The following is a 19,045-nucleotide window of genomic DNA, read 5'->3' on the forward strand; positions in this document are numbered from 1 at the left end:
AAACAAAGGCCGCACATCTTTATTAATATAAATGTGCGGCCTTTTTACTTTTGCAATTTTACTCTTTAAATTGTTATTGTTTCAATTCAATCCGCTTAGCTAATCGGTGCAGGTTACCAACATCGACAGAAAGCTGGCGTGCAGTTGCAGCCCAGTTATTGTTATTTTGTTTAAGGGCGTTATTGATTAACTGTCGTTGAAATTGCTCGGTCGCGTCACGTAAATTATCGACGGGTATGTTGGCGGCGGACATTGTCGGCTGCTCAATCATATCAGTTACTTCAACGAGTGCATGCTCAAGCTTAAAATGCGAGGGCTGCAGTATTACGTATTCATCTGTAGCTTCTGCTTTGGCGAGGATCGCTGCACGATTAACACTGTGTTCAAGTTCTCTGATATTACCTGGCCATGGATAATTCATCAGTATAGCTTGGCAGGTGGAGCTTAAGCTAAGGTGGCTTAATTGCAGTTTGCTGCGACAGCGTTCAATGAAAAAACCAGCCAATAATATAATGTCTTCGCCACGTTCGCGCAGCGGTGATACTGTAATGGGAAATACGCTAAGGCGATGATAAAGATCTGCTCTAAAACGACCTGCAAGTACTTCTTCTTTTAAATCTTTGTTGGTTGCCGCTATGATACGCGTATCGACTTTTAAGTTTCGGTCATCACCAATACGTTGTAAGTCACCATACTGCAATACCCGTAATAGCTTTGCTTGTAAAGTCAGGGTTAACTCACCAATTTCATCAAGAAATAGGGTGCCTTTATCTGCTAATTCAAACTTACCACTGCGGTTACTTATCGCACCGGTAAATGCGCCTTTTACATGTCCAAATAGTTCACTTTCTGCAATAGATTCTGGTAAAGCTGCGCAGTTAAGGTATATCAGAGGTTTGTCGGCTCGAGAAGATTGCTGGTGGATTGCGGTGGCAACTAATTCTTTACCAACTCCTGTTTCTCCCAAGATCAAGGCGGTCATATCGGTGCTCGCAACCACGCTTATTTCTTTTTTTAAGGCTTGGATCTGCGCGGATTGACCAATAATTTCAGTGTTACTTTGGGGTTGATGTTTGGCGGGATCTGATTCTGTCATATCGCCTGCCGCTTTTTCCAGTTTATCCATCAATAATGCAATATTAAGTGTCGCGGCTGCAAGCGCACTCACCGTACGTAGTTCATTATTGCTGAAGTTATCAAACTGATGGGGATTAAAGCTATCGAGGGTAAGGGCACCAATCAGGCGTTGATTTGCCATCAAGGGTAATCCGACACAGGCATGTACATGCAAATTACCTTCATGTGAGGTAATCAGGGCGTCATAAGGATCGGGTAGAGAACTGTCTGCAGGAAACCTGACCACATCACCAGCTCTGGCAATGGCTTCTAATCTAGGGTGTTCACTGATATTGAATTGTCTGCCCAATACGTCAGCATTAAGGCCATTAATTGCTAAGGGTTTGAAATGCAGTCCCTTAAACTCTAATAGCGCAGATGCATCACACTTGAATAGTCTACGCATTGTTGTAAGTAGGCGTTCGAAACGATCCTGACTAGAGATATTGGTTGTTAAATCTAAGGCGATATGGATAAGGTCTTTAGTGCTAGTTTGCATAATGTCAGCCATATTGAATACTGTCTTATCGACAGTCTATAGTCATAATGACAATATGTAAAGATAGTCATCATGACAGCGATATCTTGATATCCCCTTTGAAATCAACGTGTTAGATTTGTTTTGGTACCTGCAATTTAGAGGTAATATAAATTCGTTAACTCTTTAATTGGAATACAATATGGCTATTCATGTAAAAAATAATATTTCTTGGGTTGGACAGCGTGATTGGGAAGTGCGTGATTTTCACGGTACTGAATTTAAAACAGAAATACTCAGTGCTAATGCGTTAGCAAAAACGCTAACGAATACCGCGACGAATGTAATTTTTCCTGCGATGTTAGTCAAAGTTACAACGCCGCTATATCCGATTTAATTAAGTGGAAATACCACTGCGGAGGATGCGCGTTGGCAAGTAGAATTGACTACCTCGGGAATGACTGCAACACTAGGTGGTTAAAATAGTATAAGACGATTGTTAAATAATTTAAAATTGAAAGCAACAGGCGGGAGCAATCACCCTGTTGCTTGTTCGATTAAATCAGTGCTGTTTATTAGAAAAGTATTTTATCAAGTCTTGGCTATAATCTTCTATTGATGTGTATCCGTAATACTTGAGAGCATCATTACTGTCAATACCGTATCCATAGGTGATTAGTCCAATCCATTCACTACGGTTTTCGATAATTAGTTGATTAATTCTGTTTATTAAAGCATTCATATTATTATCTCCAGTTGAGTCGTTCACTTACTTTCAAGTTTACTCTGTTGGCGACAGCACATGAGTGTTACCCATCCACATAGCAATACTATTCGCTCATTAGTTACGTTATTATTACTTATTAGTACTAATCAGTATTATTGTTCTATAGGACAAGCATATGAAAGAATATATTGAGAAGGTGCCGCAACGTATTGGAGTGTCTTGGCGGTATAAGAAAGTATTGGAAGAGGTAAAAAAATTTGATTGGCACCAACATGAAGAATATGAAATTGCCATACACCGCAATTTTAATGGGCTAAGTCTTATTGGAAACTATTGCAGCGATATCGATCATAATCACATGGTATTATTAGCGCCAAGTATCCCACATGCATTTTGCTCTGATAAACTGCCGATATCGCAGCGTTGTGAAACGCACGTGTTATGGTTTAAAAAAGAATGGATCGAACAGTTAATTTATTGCTGCAGCGAACTCAAACCATTACGTTCTGTTTTAAGCGAAGCGCAAAAAGGCATACAGTTTTCACAGACGACTGCAGAACAAGTTTTCTTGTTGCTAGATGACGTGTTATTGCTCAATCCCGTTGAGCAATTAGCAACTTTAATGCGTGTTTTTTCGCTTTTAATTGATGATGAACAGCAAACGCCATTGTTATTGAGAAAGACAGCTCAAGGTGATCCGGATAATCACGTTGAAAATAAGCTTAGAAAGGCAGAAACGTTTCTTCTTAAAAATTTTCAGCGTCCTATTTATCAAGCGGACTTAGCGCGCCATTTATATGTTAGCGAGAGTACGATTAGACGATTTTTCTTCAAACATTATAAAGAAAGTTTTTCACAACACTTGATGAAAATTAGGTTAAACGTTGCCTGTGAACTGCTCGTTAACACTCAATTACCAATAAATATAATCATGGAAAAAGTAGGTTATTTTAATCAAGCCAACTTTAATCGCCAGTTTAAAGCCTATAAGCACGTGACCCCAAATAGCTACCGAAAAGCATTGAAACTGTTAGTTGAAAAAAAAAGTTTTTCGCCACTCTTTTGGGGTGACTGAAAAGGCTTTCTTAAACTGATCTCGAAATACAAATACAGAGCTAAAACCAGCCTTCTCGGATACCATCTCAATCGAGAGACCGGATGTTTCAAGTAGCTCTTGTGCTTGGTGGAGTCTTTCAGTTGTTAACCATTTTCCTACGGACATCCCAGTTGAGTTGTTGAACTTTCGGGTAAAAGTTCGCCTTGTCATCAATACTGATTCGGCCAGTTCATCGATAGAATAAGTGATTGTAAGGTCTTGTCTGATCTTATCCAGCAGTGCATTGATTCGAGAATCAGAGGTATCTCTAGGTACGGGGCGTTCAATATATTGAGCTTGTCCACCCTCTCGATGAGGAGGCACGACCATACGTCTCGCAATTTGGTTGGTAAGCTTGCTACCATAGAATTTGCGTAGGACATACAAACAACAATCAATATTCGCAGCAATCCCCGCAGAAGTAATAATTCGGTCGTCCTCAACGTAGAGTGCGTTGTTGTCCATCTTCATTGTTGGAAAACTATTAGAAAAGTGCTCTTCAAACTCCCAGTGCATTGCCGCACTACGATGTTCGAGTAATCCTGCATAGCCGAGTACATATCCACCCAAACATAGGCCTACAATAGTTGCACCATTATCGTAGGCTTTGAGTAGGGTATCTAATAGCTCTTGATTAGGTTTTTCGTGACGATTTCTCCAATAGGGGACGATAATAAGGTCTGAATCTTTTAAAGCATCTAATCCAGCGCTAGGCGTAATCTCCATTCCTATTTCAGAAGTAATGCGCCCAGACTCCCCTGCAACGATTATTGTCTCAAACCTTTGCTTCTCATGAACCTCACCATTAAATACCATTATCGGAACAGATAGGTGGAAAGGACTGAATTTGTCGAATACCAGAATAGACAATTTGGGCAGTGAACGGTTCAATGTCATGTGTGATTTCCCATTTATTTAGACTAATTTAAGCTTACTCTATTTTTTGGCCCAGTTCATATTTTAATTGTCATTTAGGACAGTGGTAGGAAATTATGAAAATCCTGATAATAGGCCTAACAAAACAGACAACAGAAGAGAAAAATTATGAAATTCCACCAAATCCGTAACGCTACCGCAATTATAGAGTTTGCAGGGAAGCGCTTTTTGATTGACCCACTGTTTGCTCCAAAAGGAACCTACCCTGGGCTTGAAGGCACGCTAAATAGTCACCTTTTTTGGCCAACTGTAGAGCTTCCTATGAGCATAGAAGAAATTATAGAAGATATTGATGCTGTGATTGTGACACATGCTCATCCAGATCATTGGGATGAGTATGCAATCAAAAGTATTCCAAAGCAGACTCTGATTCTCGCTCAAGACAAGGCAGAGCAAGAAATGATTCAAAGCAGCGGCTTCTATAATGTTGAGGTGCTTGGAGAGTTTACTTTTGGTGATGGCATCGAACTAATCAAAACTTCAGGTCAGCATGGCTCTGATCAAACGATGGAAGTCATTGGTCATGTTCTGGGTGAGGTTAGTGGTGTGGTGTTTCAACACAGACAAGAGCTGACTATATATTTGGCGGGTGATACTTTGTGGAATGAACATGTTGAAAAGGTGATTGCTGATCACGCCCCTGAGATAGTGATTTTGAATACTGGTGATGCGCAAGCACCTGGTTTAGGCCCTCTGATCATGGGTAAGCAAGATGTGCTGACCATGCACAAAGCGCTGCCTAATGCGAAGATTATCGCCACTCATATGGAAACAGTAAATCACGCAGCCTTAACTCGTTCAGAGTTGAACAGTTTTATTGTTGAAAATCATCTTGTTAAGCACGTTTTAGTACCAGGCGATGGTGAATTGATTGAGCTTTAAATTCTGAAAAAGGCATAGGAGCGTTCAGCTATGACAAACATTGAAATTATTAAGACTGCCTACAAGCATTTCGCCGAGGGTGAGGATGAAATTGAAGAAAATATCTTTTCTGCTTTACCACGCTATATCCATAATTATCGTATAGAAGGAGCTGCCTGGCGCAGACAACAAAGTGGTTATGACAGGGTATTATGTTGGCACAAACCGAGCTACGGGGAATACTTTTAAAGCTAGCGTCACTCATGTTTTAACGATAGAGGATGGAAAATCAACTAAATTTTTCTAAACTTTAGATACTGCGGAGCTAATCAAATAGGTGATCATTTACACTTATTACCATGCGTTAGGGCTGAAGCTCTAACGCATTTATGTTCAAAAATAGACCCCGCCTTAATTTATGTAAATTCCTAAAGGTAACGGCTTCTCAAGTGTTCTTGAAAATACCCTGCATTCAACGTTTCGCCAGTTGCCGCTTTAACCAATTCATCTGTAGTGAATAAACTACCTTTACTCCAAATATTGGTTTTCAGCCAGTTAAAGATAGGTGATAAATCCCCGCTGGTAATGATTGCTGGTACATCCATCTGTTGTTTGATGGTCGCCATAAACTGTGCAGCATACATAGCGCCAAGGGTATAAGATGGGAAGTAACCAAAGCTGCCATCTGTCCAATGCACATCTTGCATACAGCCATTACGGTAATTACCCTTGGTATCAACACCAAGATATTGCTGCATTTTAAGGGCCCATAATTCTGGAATATCATCCACTTCAATATCACCATTCATCAGTGCTTGTTCGATTTCATAACGTAACATCACATGTGCAGGATAAGTGACTTCATCTGCATCAACACGGATAAAATCTGGCTTCACTCGTGTGTAGCACTGACTTAGATTAAGCGGGTTATAAATAGCCTTATCTGTACCTGAAAAAGCCTTCTGTATTTCTGGTGTCAGTAAGGTTAAAAACTCTTTACTACGACCTAATTGCATTTCAAATAACAGGCTTTGGCTTTCATGAATACCCATCGAACGCGCTTGGCCTACTGGTAGATGGTTCAATGCTTTTGGTAGACCTTGCTCATAACGTGCGTGGCCCGTTTCATGGACAACGCCCATCAAACTCTGGGTAAAGTCATCTTCTTCGTATCGCGTTGTTATGCGTACATCTGAAGATACACCACCGCAGAATGGATGAGTTGATACATCAAGACGACCATGGTTAAAATCAAAGCCGAGGATCTGCATGGTTTTTAATCCCAGCTGTTGCTGAGATGCAATCGGGAAATGTCCTGTTGGCATAATGACATTGTCACTGCGTTGTTTTTCCTGGGCAGCGAGCGTTAATTCTGGTAACCATGATTTAACGTCATTAAAAATAGGATCCAGTTGGGCGCTAGTCATGCCCGGTTCGTACAAATCCATCAAGGCATCGTAGTTACTACAGTTGTTTGCTTGACCGCGAATACTGGCTTCTTCACGTGACAGCTCAACGACTGTTTTTAAATTTTTAGCAAAACCTGCCCAATCATTTTCTTTACGCTGGGTACGCCAAGCGTGTTCACATTTAGAGCCTGCTAACGATTTTGCCGAGACAAGTTCTTCCGGTACAACGTTAGCTTGCTGCCAGCTACGGTCGATCTCTGCCAAGCTGGCTTGTTGCTCACTTGACAGGTTTTCAGCTTGTGCTTGGTTAATTAAGCCGGCAAGTTGTGGTGCGGTACTTTGCTGGTGGATCATGACGGCTAGTTCGGCCATTGCTTCAGAGCGTGCTTCATTACCGCCTGCTGGCATCATAGCAGCTTGATCCCAACCACAAATAGAAGATAAGTGGCTTAGGTTATGTATCTTTTTAAAGTGCTTAGATAACTCTTCATATGCTGAACTAGTTGTCATGTTAACTCCAAGGTTGAGTCTATTAATAGGGGAATGTTAGCCTGATTTAGCTAATATTTTATCTAATACTCTAAAGGGTAAAATACGTTTTAACAAGGCAAATAAATAGGTTGGAAAGGTTACGTAATAACGGACTTTCGGATTTTTGCTTTCGATAGCATGAATAAGTGCTTTGGTGACGGCTTCTGGGCCTAGAGTAAACTGGTTGCTGACGTCTTTTTTACCCAACCGACTAATTTGTTGTTGGTAATCAGCACTGTGGATACTATTTTCGATATCAATATTGGCTTGAAAGGCTGACAATGCATTGGCTCTAAATTGGCTTACAATAGGGCCGGGTTCAATAAGTGATACCTTGATTGGGGAATCTAATAACTCCAGTCTTAACGTGTCTGTTAGTCCTTCTAGCGCAAATTTACTTGCGTTGTATGCCCCGCGATATTTCATCGTCACTAAACCTAGAACTGAGCTATTTTGAATAATGCGGCCGCGGCCATTGGCGCGCATTAATGGGATAATTTGTGTGGTTAGCTCGTGCCAGCCAAAGACATTGGTTTCAAATTGAACACGCAACGCATCTGTTGGTAAATCTTCGACAGCGCCAGGTTGACCATAAGCGCCGTTATTAAACAGCACATCAATCTTGCCATCGGTGAGTTGGATTATATGTGCGACCGCAGCAGTAATAGAGGCTGTAGAACTTAAGTCCAGTTGCACACTTTCAAAACCTTGAGCAATTAACCTCGTCACGTCTTGCGTCTTTCTCGCCGTTGCAAAAACACGATAACCTGCCGCTTTCAGGGTGACAGCAGCGTCATAACCGATCCCTGTTGAAGCGCCGGTAATTAATACTGTTTGCATTGCTGATATCTCCACGTTGCGTTGTGCTTAACGCATAATAAATGGTTTATGAATCTGTAGTTTGTCATGAATCTCAGACACAAAAAAGCCCGTAACACTGTTACAGGCTTAATGATACTCAAAGTTCGTTATTAACCTTGTTCTAGTAATCTGCGTAGGTCAATTACGGCTGCATTAGCACGAGAAAGGTAGTTTGCCATTACCAGAGAGTGGTTAGCAAACATCCCAAAACCAGCGCCGTTTAGAATCATAGGGCTGTTTACAGGCTGAAGTGATGCTTCTAGTTCAAGGATGATTTGATCAACACTTGCTAAGGCATTTTTCTTTTCGAGTACACCTTTAAAGTCAATACGTGCTGCTTTTAAATAGTGATATAGTGCCCAAGAAGAGCCACGTGCTTCCCAGAATACATTATCGATTTCTAACCATGGTGTTTTAACGGTAGAACCTGACTCTGTGAGTGTGGATTGCTCAGCGCCAAGATCACCCGATAAATCAGTATTGATACGGTATTGACCAACTGACGCACTTAAACGTTGTGATAATGAACCAAGACGCTTTTCTACTTGTTTAAACCATTCAGCAAGGTTATCTGCACGCGCATAAAATTGTGCATTTTGTGATTGCGAATCATTTAATTTATCTAGGTATTTTTGAAGTTCAACGATTGTCTTTTTGTATTCAGAATTGGCATTCGTTGGGAATAAACGTTTATGTCCAACGTTTAACGAACCGTGTGCTTTTTGTAGGTCTTTATTTTCAGTTGACTGCGTTTGTGAGCGGCTTAAGTCACGACGTAATACTAACATCAGATCACGCGATTGCTCTAATAATCCATATTCCCATGATGGCATGTTATCCATCAAAACTGCAGGTGGTAATATTGAATTACTGAGGTAACCGCCATTTTTGTCATCTAATGTTTGAAGTGTTTTAATCAGCGTGGCGGTGGTGTAAGAACCTACCGCAATATCAGTATTGTTTTTAGTTAACTCTTCCGTGATTTGTGTTGGACTGAAATTATCTGGTTCAATGCTCCAATAAATGGCCGTTGCATAAAAGATAATACCGACAGCTGCAATACCTGCAATGATTTTAGATTTACTCATCTGGTCGTTCCCTCGAATCATACATTAAGTTTAGTAATATTTACTCTAGTGTAACTCGCTGAAATGCTTGCAACAAGCCTAATCACAATATAAAAAAATACATACCAATACTTACATAAAAACACCTTATGTTTTTTTAATTCTGACCACATGCATAATTTCTATTTTGAATCCTGCGACGTCTTCGACCTCAGGGTAGTAAGTCAGATTGACGTATACACCGGTTAATGATCTATAAGGCTTTTTGCGTTTAAATTTGAAAGGTACGCTGTGGCCTTCTATCATGACTGTATTGAGGTACCATTCGTCTTTTTCTCTTTGTACATGAGAAGTGACTTTTTGGAGTTCTGAATGGGTTAATCCGGGATGCTTGTTAAGTAATTTATCGGGATCTGAAGCCATTTATTATAGTCTCATTGTATTTTAGTTACTTGAATATAGACGTTGCTTGCAATGTTGAACTTGTTGATGGCAACTTGAAATTATTGATGTTCAGCCATTAGTATATCTCAAAATGAGGTTAAACTTTGTTTATTGACGCTATTTTTCAGGTTTACGGGTGTAAATATGATATAAACTAAGTGTAAATTTTAACTCCCTTTCGATAATTACATTAGGGGTAGCAGGGAGAAAGATGTGAGACAAAATACACGTCATCAAAAAATAATTTCGCTGGTTAAAGAAGAAGGGTTTGTTAGTACTGAAGTCTTAGTTGAACATTTTTCAGTCAGCCCGCAAACAATCCGCCGAGATTTAAATGAATTAGCTGAAAGAAACTTGGTTCGCCGTCATCATGGTGGTGCTTCATTATTAGAAAGCAGTGTGGTTAATGATTCATACGTTAACCGTAAACAAAAAACAGCTAAAGGTAAAATGAAAATAGCACAAGCGATGGCGGAGCGAATTCCTGATGGTTCATCGTTATTTATTGATATCGGCACCACATCGGAAGCCTTAGCGCACGCATTACTTACCCATACTAATTTACGAATTGTGACCAACAACCTGAATGTTGCGACGATTTTGATGCAGAAACCTGATTTTAGAGTGATTGTGGCTGGTGGTGAAGTGCGTAACAAAGACGCAGGTGTTGTTGGTGAAGCAACTGTCGACTTTATTAAGCAATTTAGAATGGATTTCGGTATTGTAACTATAAGTGGTTTAGATATGGATGGTTCATTACTCGACTTCGATTATCAAGAAGTGCGCGTGACACAAGCTATCATCGAATGTTCACAAGAGGTATTTTTACCTGTTGACCACACAAAATTCGGTCGTAATGCTATGGTTAACATTGGTAATGTGAATCAAGTTAATAAACTATTTACTGATATAGAACCGCCAGAAGAACTTGCGAAGTTATTGCTGTTACACCAGGTCGAGTCGATAGTCTGTAAGTCAACGTTAGAGAGTTAAACTATTAAATAATAATTAGAGAAGGGAGTGTCTCGTGATCCGTGTTGTTTTTAATCAAAAAGGTGGCGTAGGTAAATCTACGATCTGTAGTAATTTGGCTGCTATCGCTGCATCAGAAGGCAAGCGTACGCTTATTATCGATTTAGATAGTCAATGTAATACCAGTGCCTATTTATTAGGAAATGATTATAAGGTTGATTTTAGTGCTGCTGAGTTTTTTGAGCAGACATTAAATATTATTATGAAAGGGCGACCTTATCATGACTTTATCGCGCAGACGGCATTTTCTAATCTTGCCATTATGCCAGCGTCAGAATTGCTTGGTGAATTGATTGTTAAATTAGAACAACGACATAAAATCTATAAATTGCGTGATGCTATGGTGAAATTAAGGCGTGATTACGATGAAATTTATATCGATACACCGCCAGCATTTAACTTTTATAGTTTGTCGGCCTTGATTGCCGCGGATACTTGTTTAATTCCCTTCGATTGTGATGATTTCTCACGTCGTGGTTTATATAGTTTATTAGCCAATATTGAAGAAACACGACAAGATCATAATGATAAATTACGGGTAGAAGGGATTGTGGTTAACCAGTACCAAGGGCAAGCTAGTTTACCAAAAAAACTGGTTGCAGAATTAAGATCGGAAAATTTACCGATTTTAAATACCCTGATCCACAGCTCCGTGAAAGTAAAAGAATCACATAATATTTCTCAGCCCTTGATCAATTGTGCGCCTAAGCATAAAGTGACACTGCAATTTTGCGATCTCTACGCTGAGATCTCTGCATAATATTTCCAATTGCTTTGGCTGAGGGATGAACCTTAAGCTAAAGCAATTGGATTTCTTTTCATACTCATCTGTGTGAGTGTATTTTTATTAATCATATTTTTAGATAGCATTCGGCCTCAATGTTTGCTGTTTAAGTGATAAGCAAGGTAGTTATGTCAGTTAGTATTAATGACCTAGAATCATTTTTTCGTAATATCCAACAATCAATTATCACGGCTTTTCAGGCTGAAGAAACCAACGGCGAGTTTATCGCTGATCATTGGACTAGTCATCTTGGTCAGGGCACTAGTTGTGTATTACGCGACGGTGAAGTATATGAAAGCGCGGGTGTAAACTTTTCGATGGTAAGCGGTGATAAATTACCGGCGGCTGCATCGGCTAAACGTCCGCAATTTACAGGTATGTCATATCAAGCGATGGGCGTGTCGGTAGTGGTTCATCCACGTAACCCGCATGCACCGACAAGTCACGCCAATGTACGCATGTTTATGGTGACTGATAATGACGGTCAACAGCATTGGTGGTTGGGAGGTGGTTTTGATCTAACGCCAATTCATTTGTACGCAGATGATGCTCGTCATTTTCATACCGTGGCGCGTGATGCTGTCGCTCCATTTGGTGATGAGCTGTACCCACAGTTTAAACAAGATGCAGATGAATATTTCTATATGCCACACCGTGAAGAATATCGTGGTATTGGTGGTATTATTTATGATGATCTGAATCAGTGGGACATTGAGAAAAGTTTAAGCTTTATTGAATCTGTTGCTAAGGGTTATACACAAGCTTATGCGCCAATTATTGCTAAACGCAAAAATCAGCCGTATACAGAACAAGAACGCGAGTTCCAATTATTCCGTCGCACCCGTTATGCGGAATTTAATTTGATTGTTGACCGTGGCACTATTTTTGGTCTGCAAAGCAAGGGGAGAACGAAGTCTATTTTGATGTCTATGCCTCCGCTTGCCAGTTGGCACTATGATGATCTAGAACCGCAGAATGAAGCGCAACAAGCGTTAGTTGATGTTGTTTCAGAACCTCGGACTTGGCTATAGTTTTTATTTAGGATCACGCTTCACGGCGTGGTTTTAACGTTCAATTCGAACGAATGTGTTTCGAAAAATCTTTAATTATTGCCGCTGTTGTTCCCCATATCGGATATTTACCCCAAGGCATAAAAGTCACTTCACGGTACTTACCTTTAAATAAACTCTTTTCGATAATATGATTTTCATCATCGAGCAGGAAAGATAACGGCACTTCAAAAATTTCATCGACTTCATTGGGATCAATCTTGGATTGGTAATCACTGTCGATCAAGGCAACGACTGGGGTGACATAATAGAGACTAATCGTTGGTCGACTAGGCAGTGTTCCCAAAATAGTAATTTTATTGGCTGGAATACCAATTTCTTCATGGGTTTCACGTAATGCGGTGGCGATGGATGAACTATCAGTTTTTTCTGTTTTACCGCCTGGCAGCGCTATTTGACCACTGTGGTGGCGCAGATGTGACGCACGACGAGTTAGAATTAGATTTAGTTCTTGCTCTCGTTCGACAATAGGAAATAGCACGGCCGCAGGCGTAAATATTTTGGATAATTTACTCACCGATTTACTGCTAGGCGACAGTACAAAACGTGAAGTTAAAGAATTAATATCCATACGCGTCCTTGCAACTCATTAAGTTGAAATGAAGTACTATAATCTTGAAATAATGTACTTTAGTTTATTCACTGATTTATTATGTTCATTAACTAAAATACTGGATACCTCATTTAAAGTATAGGCTATATTGCTCAATCATTAATAATTAGCGCAGTAGGTGGGGCGCGAGGGTTGATAAATTCAATAAAAGCTAAGTACAATTAAAGATACTAAGTTGAGGTTTCCTGTTATGAGTTAATTGCAGCTTCCAATATCTGAACTATTTCATCTCTGCTTTTGGCTGGATTTTCTTATTGCATTTTTATCACCTTTGACGAAAAAACTGTCCTTTAGGGCGGTGATGTAAGTCATTATTGCGTAGCAATAAGCACTTTTTTTGTTACTGATTATGTAATTCCGCATAAAAATTACAACAGCTTTCAATCGAGTTTGTAGTTCCCCAAACCCAGGACCTACAATGGCACTACGCATTATCATCTTTATGTTACACAGGGCGTATGTTGCTGAATTTACCTTAAAATACCTCCAAAAATGAGAGAAGTGTTTTGTTGCTTGGTTTAATGTGTCACTATTTTATATTTGGCGGACTTCTCCTTACCTCATGAGTTGTTCTCACGCGTCCGAGGATAGAATTGAAAAAATAAAAACACCATCCAATCCATAATAAAAAGGTATTAATAGATGATGAATGAAGACGACATCGGTCAGCTCTGCAAGGGCACACCGACCATTAGCGTACTGGATAACTGCGGCTTAACCGTGCGAGAAATTCAATTTAATCGCGCCAAGATAGGCGATGAGTTAGATACCCGCATTACCAGACACACTTATAATGCTGCCGGTCACCTGCACACCAGTATTGACCCGCGCTTCTTTAATCTCCTGCAGGAGCAAGGTGACACGGCGCCTGTTCAGGCTAACCTTACGTACAAAACAGGGCTAGCAGGTCAGCCACTGGGGGTTGACAGTATCGATGCTGGCTCTCGTATCACGCTTACTGATATTACAGGTGCTCCACATCTGGAATGGGATGGAAAAACCCTGCGCCGCTTTGAATATGATGAGGTCTTACACCGTCCTACAGCCATCACTGAACAAGTGAATGGTGAGACTGCGAAAATAACGGAACGTTTTGTCTATAACGACAGTATTGATGATGATACAGCTGGCAAGAACCTTATCGGACAATTGGTGCGCCATTACGACAACGCCGGACTACAGGAAATTAACAGTACCAGTCTAACGGGTCAGCCATTATCAGAAACCAGACAGTTATTACCATCAGAAACGGCTGACAGTGACTGGCAAGGTGACAATGACGCTGCATGGCAAATTTTACTCGCTAGTGATGATGGATACACTACAGCATGGACCTATAATGCTTTGGGAATGTTGCTGACGCAACAGGACGCTAAGGGCAACGTACAGCGTAGTGAGTATGATATTACAGGTAGTCTTACAGCCAGCTATTTAAAGCAGAATGGGAAAAACGAACAGTGTATTGTCTCTGGCTTCGAATACAACGCACGTGGTCAGAAGGTGAGAGAAGTCGCCGGTAATGGTGTTGTAACTGAATATAGCTATGATGAAAAAACATCACGTCTGAATGAGGTGAAAACGACGCGTGAGAATGATGCTTCACCACTACAGGATTTACGTTACAGTTATGACCCTGTCGGTAATATCTTAGCGATAGCAGACCAAGCGAGTGCGACTCGGTTCTATAAGAACCAAAAAGTGTCTGCAACCAATGCTTATGAATACGATGCCCTGTACCAACTTACTAAGGCTTCAGGCCGAGAAAATGCCACAGATAACGCGCAAAGCTCTTCACTACCGACACCGAATATCCCACTTCCTAGCGACAGTCACCAACTGCGTAACTACAGCCGTACCTATGGCTATGACCGCGGCGGTAATCTAGAACAAGTTCAGCATATTCCGAGCAGTGCCAAAGGTTATACCACAAAAATGGTTGTCTCTGAGCGTAGTAACCGAGTAATAAAGCAGAATATTCAACCAACCATCACCCGGGGTGATGTTGACGGTTACTTTGATGTTCATGGTAACCTCAAGCAGCTTGAGGGCAGTAAAAATTTAGTCTGGGGTCGACGAGACCAGTTAAAGCAAGTGGTCATTACAGGTCAGCAGCAGGAGCACTATCAATACACGGTGCAGGGGCAGCGTATTCGCAAGACCTTGAAACTGGATGACAAAAAGCAAGAGCAAGTTATTTACTTGCCAGGATTAGAGCTCCGCCGTAAATACAATACAGCGAAGTCAGTCGATACGGTGACGGAAGACTTGCATGTTTTGACACTGGGGCAGGCAGGGCGTGCGCAGGTAAGACTGCAACATTGGGAGGCAGGTAAGCCAGCTAATGAAAAAGATATTCCGAATAACCAGTTACGTTATAGTTTAGATAATCATTTGGGCAGCAGTAATCTTGAGTTGAATCAGGATGCGGAGATTATTAGCCAAGAAGAATACTACCCGTTTGGTGGCACAGCGGTGTGGTCAGCGAAAAGTGACGCTGAAGCCAAATACAAAACGGTTCGTTATTCGGGTCAAGAGCGCGACGCAACGGGACTGTATTACTACGGTTACCGTTATTATGCGTCATGGATGGGCCGTTGGTTAAACCCTGACCCGGCTTGGACGATAGATGGCTTAAACCTGTACCGCATGGTAAGGAATAATCCGGTTACATTGAGGGATGTGGATGGGAGAGCATCTGTGAACGGGGTTATGTATGCATCTTTCGCCTCGGAAGATATTATATCTCAAGCTATGGGGAGAAATTTGTCCCGAGATAAAAAGGGCAAGAAGTTGTACCCGCTGATAGCCGCCAATAACAAAGATAAGTCAGAAATTGAGGCATCTCGGCAGCAGAAAATAAGTTATTTTACTAAGAAAGGTAATCAGTTTCCTCAAGAAGTTCAGGACATGCAGGCCGCTAGTAAGATGAGTGTGGATCAAATTCGCAAAGCAATGGGGGCGGCGGACTACGATAAAGCAATTTTAGATGGTAAAAATTTTCTGCGTCAGGCCGATATATTCAAGCGCATGGAGATCCTCAGTAATGAGGGAGGAAAGGAATTGACTAAACTGAAGAACAAGAAGCATAAGTTGTACATTATAGGACATGGTGGACCGGGTCTGAATATGCTCGCGGCTGATGAAGATTGTAAGATTGGGATGATGGATGCATCTGGCCTAGCTGAACAACTGAGTAATGGTGGGCTCGATAAAAAATTCAGCGATATCCGTGCCGTCTCCTGCTACAGTGCTGATACTCGGGATCCAAAATCGTTCAAGTCCAAGGATTTGGCTGCTGCAGCCAAGCCTGATTACGATAGCAACTCTCCATCCACGGTGACGGCGGAACCATTTGCGCAAAGTCTGAGTAATGCACTGAGTAAGGTGGGATTCGCTAATCCGAATGTTGCTGGTTATCATGGTGGTGGCGTAACAATGTCCTCAGAACATCACTATCGTAGATTGCCTGGTTCGCAGCAACAAGATATCCGTTCATCAAAGGCTCGGGAGCGATTCCCTGCAAGAAAATAGCATCTACTGAGGCATAATTGTCGCTTTTGGTATTTAATAAATATATGTAACAAACGGCGACAAATCAATTTATCTGTCACTGAGTTGATGAACTTGGCTTGAATTTATCGGGGTTAACTAACACAGGATTTATAGCCCTCAGTTGCTCTATTGCCCGCTTTTGAGCGGAACGTTTGGGGGCTTTTTACTGAGTGAACGTTTATCGGCTCTACGCGTCTTTGCGTGGAATAGTTAATTTTAGTAAACTTGTGTCACTTTCAATCATGACACAATTAAGGTATTTTCTATGTTCTAAGAACTCTTCCCCCTCATATCTTATTATTGATGGTGAGAGTCGCTGATAATTATTACTAGGCACGATCATCGTTATGTATGTTATTTAAGGTCTAAATAAGAAATTGGAGATTTAAGAATGACGAGCGCTTTAGAATTGGAGCGTGCAGCGGGAATCGAACCCGCATCATCAGCTTGGAAGGCTGAGGTAATTGCCATTATACGATGCACGCTAATTTTAATTATATTCTCATAAATATCATGGCATTGTCTAGTCCCCCATCGTTTTCTTAGTAACTGGAGAACAACAAATGCCCAATACATTCTTTTTTTTATACAGTATTTCGCTCAATTATATCAATTGCGACAAAAATTCTCTTATCACGCTGTAGGGCTAACTCCTTTGCTAATTACTCCGTCAGTTTCCTAGGTAATCACAAGACGTGAATTAAATACTTTATAACCCAGTGCTGGAGTGTTACTGCTATACGTTTTTATTAAACATTGAAAAACAATGATTTAATTGTTTCTCAATGCGTTACCATTAATCAGCTAAAGTATAGGTAATATTTTTGCTAATTTATCGAATGTTTCTTGATATTCCTCTTCGCCTACCGAGTCTGCGACAATACCACCGCCAGCCCAACAATATATCTCACCGCTATCACACAATAGAGTGCGGATAGTAATACTGGTATCCATATGCCCATGTGCCGATAAATAACCGATGCTACCGCAATACAATGAACGGCGATGGGGCTCTAACTCTTCAATAATTTGCATTGCTCTTATTTTTGGCGCGCCAGTGATTGAACCACCAGGGAAGCATGCACGTAATAATTCACTTGGTTGTTTGTCTGCGGGCATCTGACCTATGACCGTGCTTACTAAATGATGGACCGCGGGAAAACTCTCGACATCAAATAATTTAGGAACTCGAACCGAACCTGGTACCGCAATTTTACCAATATCATTACGTAATAAGTCGACAATCATTAAATTTTCAGCACGGTCCTTCTCTGCACTTTGCAATGCCAGTGCATTTGCATGATCAATGCTCGGGTCTTGACTGCGTGGACGGGTGCCTTTAATTGGTTTTGTCTCAATCTGCGTTTCTTTGACTTGAATAAAACGCTCTGGTGAAATAGACAATATCGCTTTATCTTCGAGGCGCATAAATGCTGAGAAGGGGGCTTTATTATGTTGACTTAAGGTGCAGTATGCTTGCCATTCATCGCCTTGATATTGATTGTTAAAGCGTTGGGCTAAATTAATTTGATAACAATCACCCGATCGTAGATATTGCTGGATTTGATCAAATTTTTGATGGTAAGCCTGCTCTGACATATTAGAGGACCAGCTGTTTTTTAATTTAAACGTTGTTGCAGTTGTTTTGGCTGATAATTGTTTAGCTACACCTTGTTGCACTAACCAATCATAACGATCTTGCCAAGCCTGCTCAGCATTGTCACTAAATTGTATTTGCCATGCCTGTTGTTGCTTTATATCAACGACAATCGCCCAATCATATAAACCAACCGCCATATCTGGGAAGTTCAGATCGTCATTAGCAAGGTTGTCAATTTTCTCAATATTTCTGCCTAAGTCATAACCAAAATAACCCAGCGCACCGGCAATGAAAGGTAAATCAACATCCAGTTTATGCGGGGCTATGTCGCCAATAAGTTGCTGGTTTAGGGTTTGTAATACTGAAAATGAATCTTCGGTGGTGACGGTTTTACCACTGGCCTGATTAATGGTTGTTTGGGTACCTTCTGTGACGAGGGTGGCAATCGGATCCGCCACAATAATGTGGAAACGACTATCAATGTGATCTACAGAACCTGACTCGAGTAAAATTGACCAAGGGGCGGTACTTAGCGGGGAAAAAAGTGAGTGAATGCCATTGCTAGGAAAGGCGATTGGTTTTATTACAAGTGTTTTCATCGGTACAGCATATCCCTCAATTTTGATGCGCGCAGATTATCATAAATCGTCTGATTAATCTTGGCTCTAAGGTGATATAAACTGAATTCGGTGTTGCTATAAAGTTGTGTCGCTGTTGTTATTTCGTATAGATTAAGCATAGTTTTTAGTGGAGAGAAGTGATCAGCAAAGGTATGATAGAGGCAAAATTAGAACTAGATATCTTATTGCTAGCTATTTTGAGGCCGATCCATGGCTTTGAACATGATAAATATAATAATTAGTTAGCA

At 40.8% G+C, this 19,045-nt stretch carries 16 protein-coding genes and 1 tRNA gene; 8 read left to right on the top strand and 9 right to left on the bottom strand.

Annotated features, from left to right (window positions below; genetic code table 11):
- Positions 1 to 73: 73 nt before the first annotated feature.
- Positions 74 to 1,615, bottom strand: coding sequence for a nitric oxide reductase transcriptional regulator NorR (gene norR, locus HWV02_RS04465; protein ID WP_211689809.1), 1,542 nt, complete (start codon positions 1,613 to 1,615; stop codon positions 74 to 76).
- Positions 1,616 to 1,796: 181 nt separating this feature from the next.
- Here norR and HWV02_RS22975 point away from each other — a divergent pair, with 181 nt between their 5' ends.
- Both HWV02_RS22975 and HWV02_RS04475 read left to right on the top strand, forming a co-directional pair.
- The gene (locus HWV02_RS22975) at positions 1,797 to 1,991 is read left to right on the top strand and encodes a hypothetical protein (protein WP_370629440.1); all 195 of its coding nucleotides are present in this window, start codon (positions 1,797 to 1,799) and stop codon (positions 1,989 to 1,991) included.
- A gap of 505 nt (positions 1,992 to 2,496) precedes the next feature.
- A complete protein-coding gene (locus HWV02_RS04475; protein WP_211689810.1) occupies positions 2,497 to 3,396 on the top strand; it encodes an AraC family transcriptional regulator in 900 nt (299 codons plus the stop codon).
- Here HWV02_RS04475 and HWV02_RS04480 read toward each other — a convergent pair.
- Positions 3,352 to 4,314: a GlxA family transcriptional regulator gene (locus HWV02_RS04480; protein WP_211689811.1), complete on the bottom strand. Its 963-nt coding sequence runs from the start codon at positions 4,312 to 4,314 to the stop codon at positions 3,352 to 3,354. The genes HWV02_RS04475 and HWV02_RS04480 overlap by 45 nt on opposite strands.
- Positions 4,315 to 4,461: 147 nt before the next feature.
- On the opposite strand from HWV02_RS04480, the gene HWV02_RS04485 reads away from it, so the two are divergent.
- Both HWV02_RS04485 and HWV02_RS04490 read left to right on the top strand, forming a co-directional pair.
- Positions 4,462 to 5,235 carry an MBL fold metallo-hydrolase gene (locus tag HWV02_RS04485; RefSeq protein ID WP_211689812.1) on the top strand — a complete coding sequence of 258 codons (774 nt, stop codon included), beginning with the start codon at positions 4,462 to 4,464 and terminating at the stop codon, positions 5,233 to 5,235.
- 30 nt (positions 5,236 to 5,265) lie between these two features.
- Entirely contained in the window at positions 5,266 to 5,463 is a 198-nt protein-coding gene (locus tag HWV02_RS04490; RefSeq protein WP_211689813.1) for a hypothetical protein, read from the top strand.
- Positions 5,464 to 5,642: 179 nt separating this feature from the next.
- Here HWV02_RS04490 and HWV02_RS04495 read toward each other — a convergent pair whose 3' ends face one another.
- From HWV02_RS04495 to HWV02_RS04510, 4 genes are all read right to left on the bottom strand, one after another.
- Entirely contained in the window at positions 5,643 to 7,133 is a 1,491-nt protein-coding gene (locus HWV02_RS04495) for a carboxypeptidase M32 (RefSeq protein ID WP_211689814.1), read from the bottom strand.
- A 36-nt stretch (positions 7,134 to 7,169) separates the two neighbouring features.
- Positions 7,170 to 7,994, bottom strand: coding sequence for an SDR family oxidoreductase (locus HWV02_RS04500; RefSeq protein WP_211689815.1), 825 nt, complete (start codon positions 7,992 to 7,994; stop codon positions 7,170 to 7,172).
- A gap of 131 nt (positions 7,995 to 8,125) precedes the next feature.
- On the bottom strand, positions 8,126 to 9,103 hold the full coding sequence (locus HWV02_RS04505; RefSeq protein ID WP_211678644.1) for a DUF2333 family protein: 978 nt from the start codon (positions 9,101 to 9,103) through the stop codon (positions 8,126 to 8,128).
- 126 nt (positions 9,104 to 9,229) lie between these two features.
- Positions 9,230 to 9,505 carry a hypothetical protein gene (locus HWV02_RS04510; RefSeq protein ID WP_211674262.1) on the bottom strand — a complete coding sequence of 92 codons (276 nt, stop codon included), beginning with the start codon at positions 9,503 to 9,505 and terminating at the stop codon, positions 9,230 to 9,232.
- A 234-nt stretch (positions 9,506 to 9,739) separates the two neighbouring features.
- Between HWV02_RS04510 and HWV02_RS04515 the strand changes: the two genes are divergently transcribed.
- The 3 genes from HWV02_RS04515 to hemF all read left to right on the top strand — a co-directional run bounded on the left by HWV02_RS04515 (position 9,740) and on the right by hemF (position 12,373).
- Complete coding sequence (locus HWV02_RS04515) at positions 9,740 to 10,519, top strand: DeoR/GlpR family transcriptional regulator (RefSeq protein ID WP_211674263.1); 780 nt, start codon at positions 9,740 to 9,742, stop codon at positions 10,517 to 10,519.
- 34 nt (positions 10,520 to 10,553) lie between these two features.
- The gene (locus HWV02_RS04520; protein ID WP_211678646.1) at positions 10,554 to 11,318 is read left to right on the top strand and encodes a ParA family protein; all 765 of its coding nucleotides are present in this window, start codon (positions 10,554 to 10,556) and stop codon (positions 11,316 to 11,318) included.
- 152 nt (positions 11,319 to 11,470) lie between these two features.
- A complete protein-coding gene (gene hemF, locus HWV02_RS04525; RefSeq protein ID WP_211678648.1) occupies positions 11,471 to 12,373 on the top strand; it encodes an oxygen-dependent coproporphyrinogen oxidase in 903 nt (300 codons plus the stop codon).
- 40 nt (positions 12,374 to 12,413) lie between these two features.
- On the opposite strand, the gene HWV02_RS04530 is transcribed toward hemF, so the two are convergent.
- Entirely contained in the window at positions 12,414 to 12,983 is a 570-nt protein-coding gene (locus HWV02_RS04530) for a CoA pyrophosphatase (RefSeq protein ID WP_211689816.1), read from the bottom strand.
- A gap of 684 nt (positions 12,984 to 13,667) precedes the next feature.
- Here HWV02_RS04530 and HWV02_RS04535 point away from each other — a divergent pair.
- Positions 13,668 to 16,556: an RHS repeat domain-containing protein gene (locus HWV02_RS04535; protein WP_211689817.1), complete on the top strand. Its 2,889-nt coding sequence runs from the start codon at positions 13,668 to 13,670 to the stop codon at positions 16,554 to 16,556.
- A 431-nt stretch (positions 16,557 to 16,987) separates the two neighbouring features.
- Here HWV02_RS04535 and HWV02_RS04540 read toward each other — a convergent pair.
- Positions 16,988 to 17,062, bottom strand: a tRNA-Gly gene (locus HWV02_RS04540).
- A 319-nt stretch (positions 17,063 to 17,381) separates the two neighbouring features.
- On the bottom strand, positions 17,382 to 18,776 hold the full coding sequence (gene pabB / locus HWV02_RS04545) for an aminodeoxychorismate synthase component I (protein WP_211689818.1): 1,395 nt from the start codon (positions 18,774 to 18,776) through the stop codon (positions 17,382 to 17,384).
- Positions 18,777 to 19,045: the final 269 nt, after the last annotated feature.

Source organism: Moritella sp. 28 (assembly GCF_018219435.1).
GTDB lineage: Bacteria > Pseudomonadota > Gammaproteobacteria > Enterobacterales > Moritellaceae > Moritella.

Coding starts and splice junctions, on each gene's coding strand:
- norR (WP_211689809.1), bottom strand. CDS start 1,615: ATGCAAACTAGCACTAAAGACCTTATCCATATCGCCTTAGATTTAACA.
- HWV02_RS22975 (WP_370629440.1), top strand. CDS start 1,797: ATGGCTATTCATGTAAAAAATAATATTTCTTGGGTTGGACAGCGTGAT.
- HWV02_RS04475 (WP_211689810.1), top strand. CDS start 2,497: ATGAAAGAATATATTGAGAAGGTGCCGCAACGTATTGGAGTGTCTTGG.
- HWV02_RS04480 (WP_211689811.1), bottom strand. CDS start 4,314: ATGACATTGAACCGTTCACTGCCCAAATTGTCTATTCTGGTATTCGAC.
- HWV02_RS04485 (WP_211689812.1), top strand. CDS start 4,462: ATGAAATTCCACCAAATCCGTAACGCTACCGCAATTATAGAGTTTGCA.
- HWV02_RS04490 (WP_211689813.1), top strand. CDS start 5,266: ATGACAAACATTGAAATTATTAAGACTGCCTACAAGCATTTCGCCGAG.
- HWV02_RS04495 (WP_211689814.1), bottom strand. CDS start 7,133: ATGACAACTAGTTCAGCATATGAAGAGTTATCTAAGCACTTTAAAAAG.
- HWV02_RS04500 (WP_211689815.1), bottom strand. CDS start 7,994: ATGCAAACAGTATTAATTACCGGCGCTTCAACAGGGATCGGTTATGAC.
- HWV02_RS04505 (WP_211678644.1), bottom strand. CDS start 9,103: ATGAGTAAATCTAAAATCATTGCAGGTATTGCAGCTGTCGGTATTATC.
- HWV02_RS04510 (WP_211674262.1), bottom strand. CDS start 9,505: ATGGCTTCAGATCCCGATAAATTACTTAACAAGCATCCCGGATTAACC.
- hemF (WP_211678648.1), top strand. CDS start 11,471: ATGTCAGTTAGTATTAATGACCTAGAATCATTTTTTCGTAATATCCAA.
- HWV02_RS04530 (WP_211689816.1), bottom strand. CDS start 12,983: ATGGATATTAATTCTTTAACTTCACGTTTTGTACTGTCGCCTAGCAGT.
- HWV02_RS04535 (WP_211689817.1), top strand. CDS start 13,668: ATGATGAATGAAGACGACATCGGTCAGCTCTGCAAGGGCACACCGACC.
- pabB (WP_211689818.1), bottom strand. CDS start 18,776: ATGAAAACACTTGTAATAAAACCAATCGCCTTTCCTAGCAATGGCATT.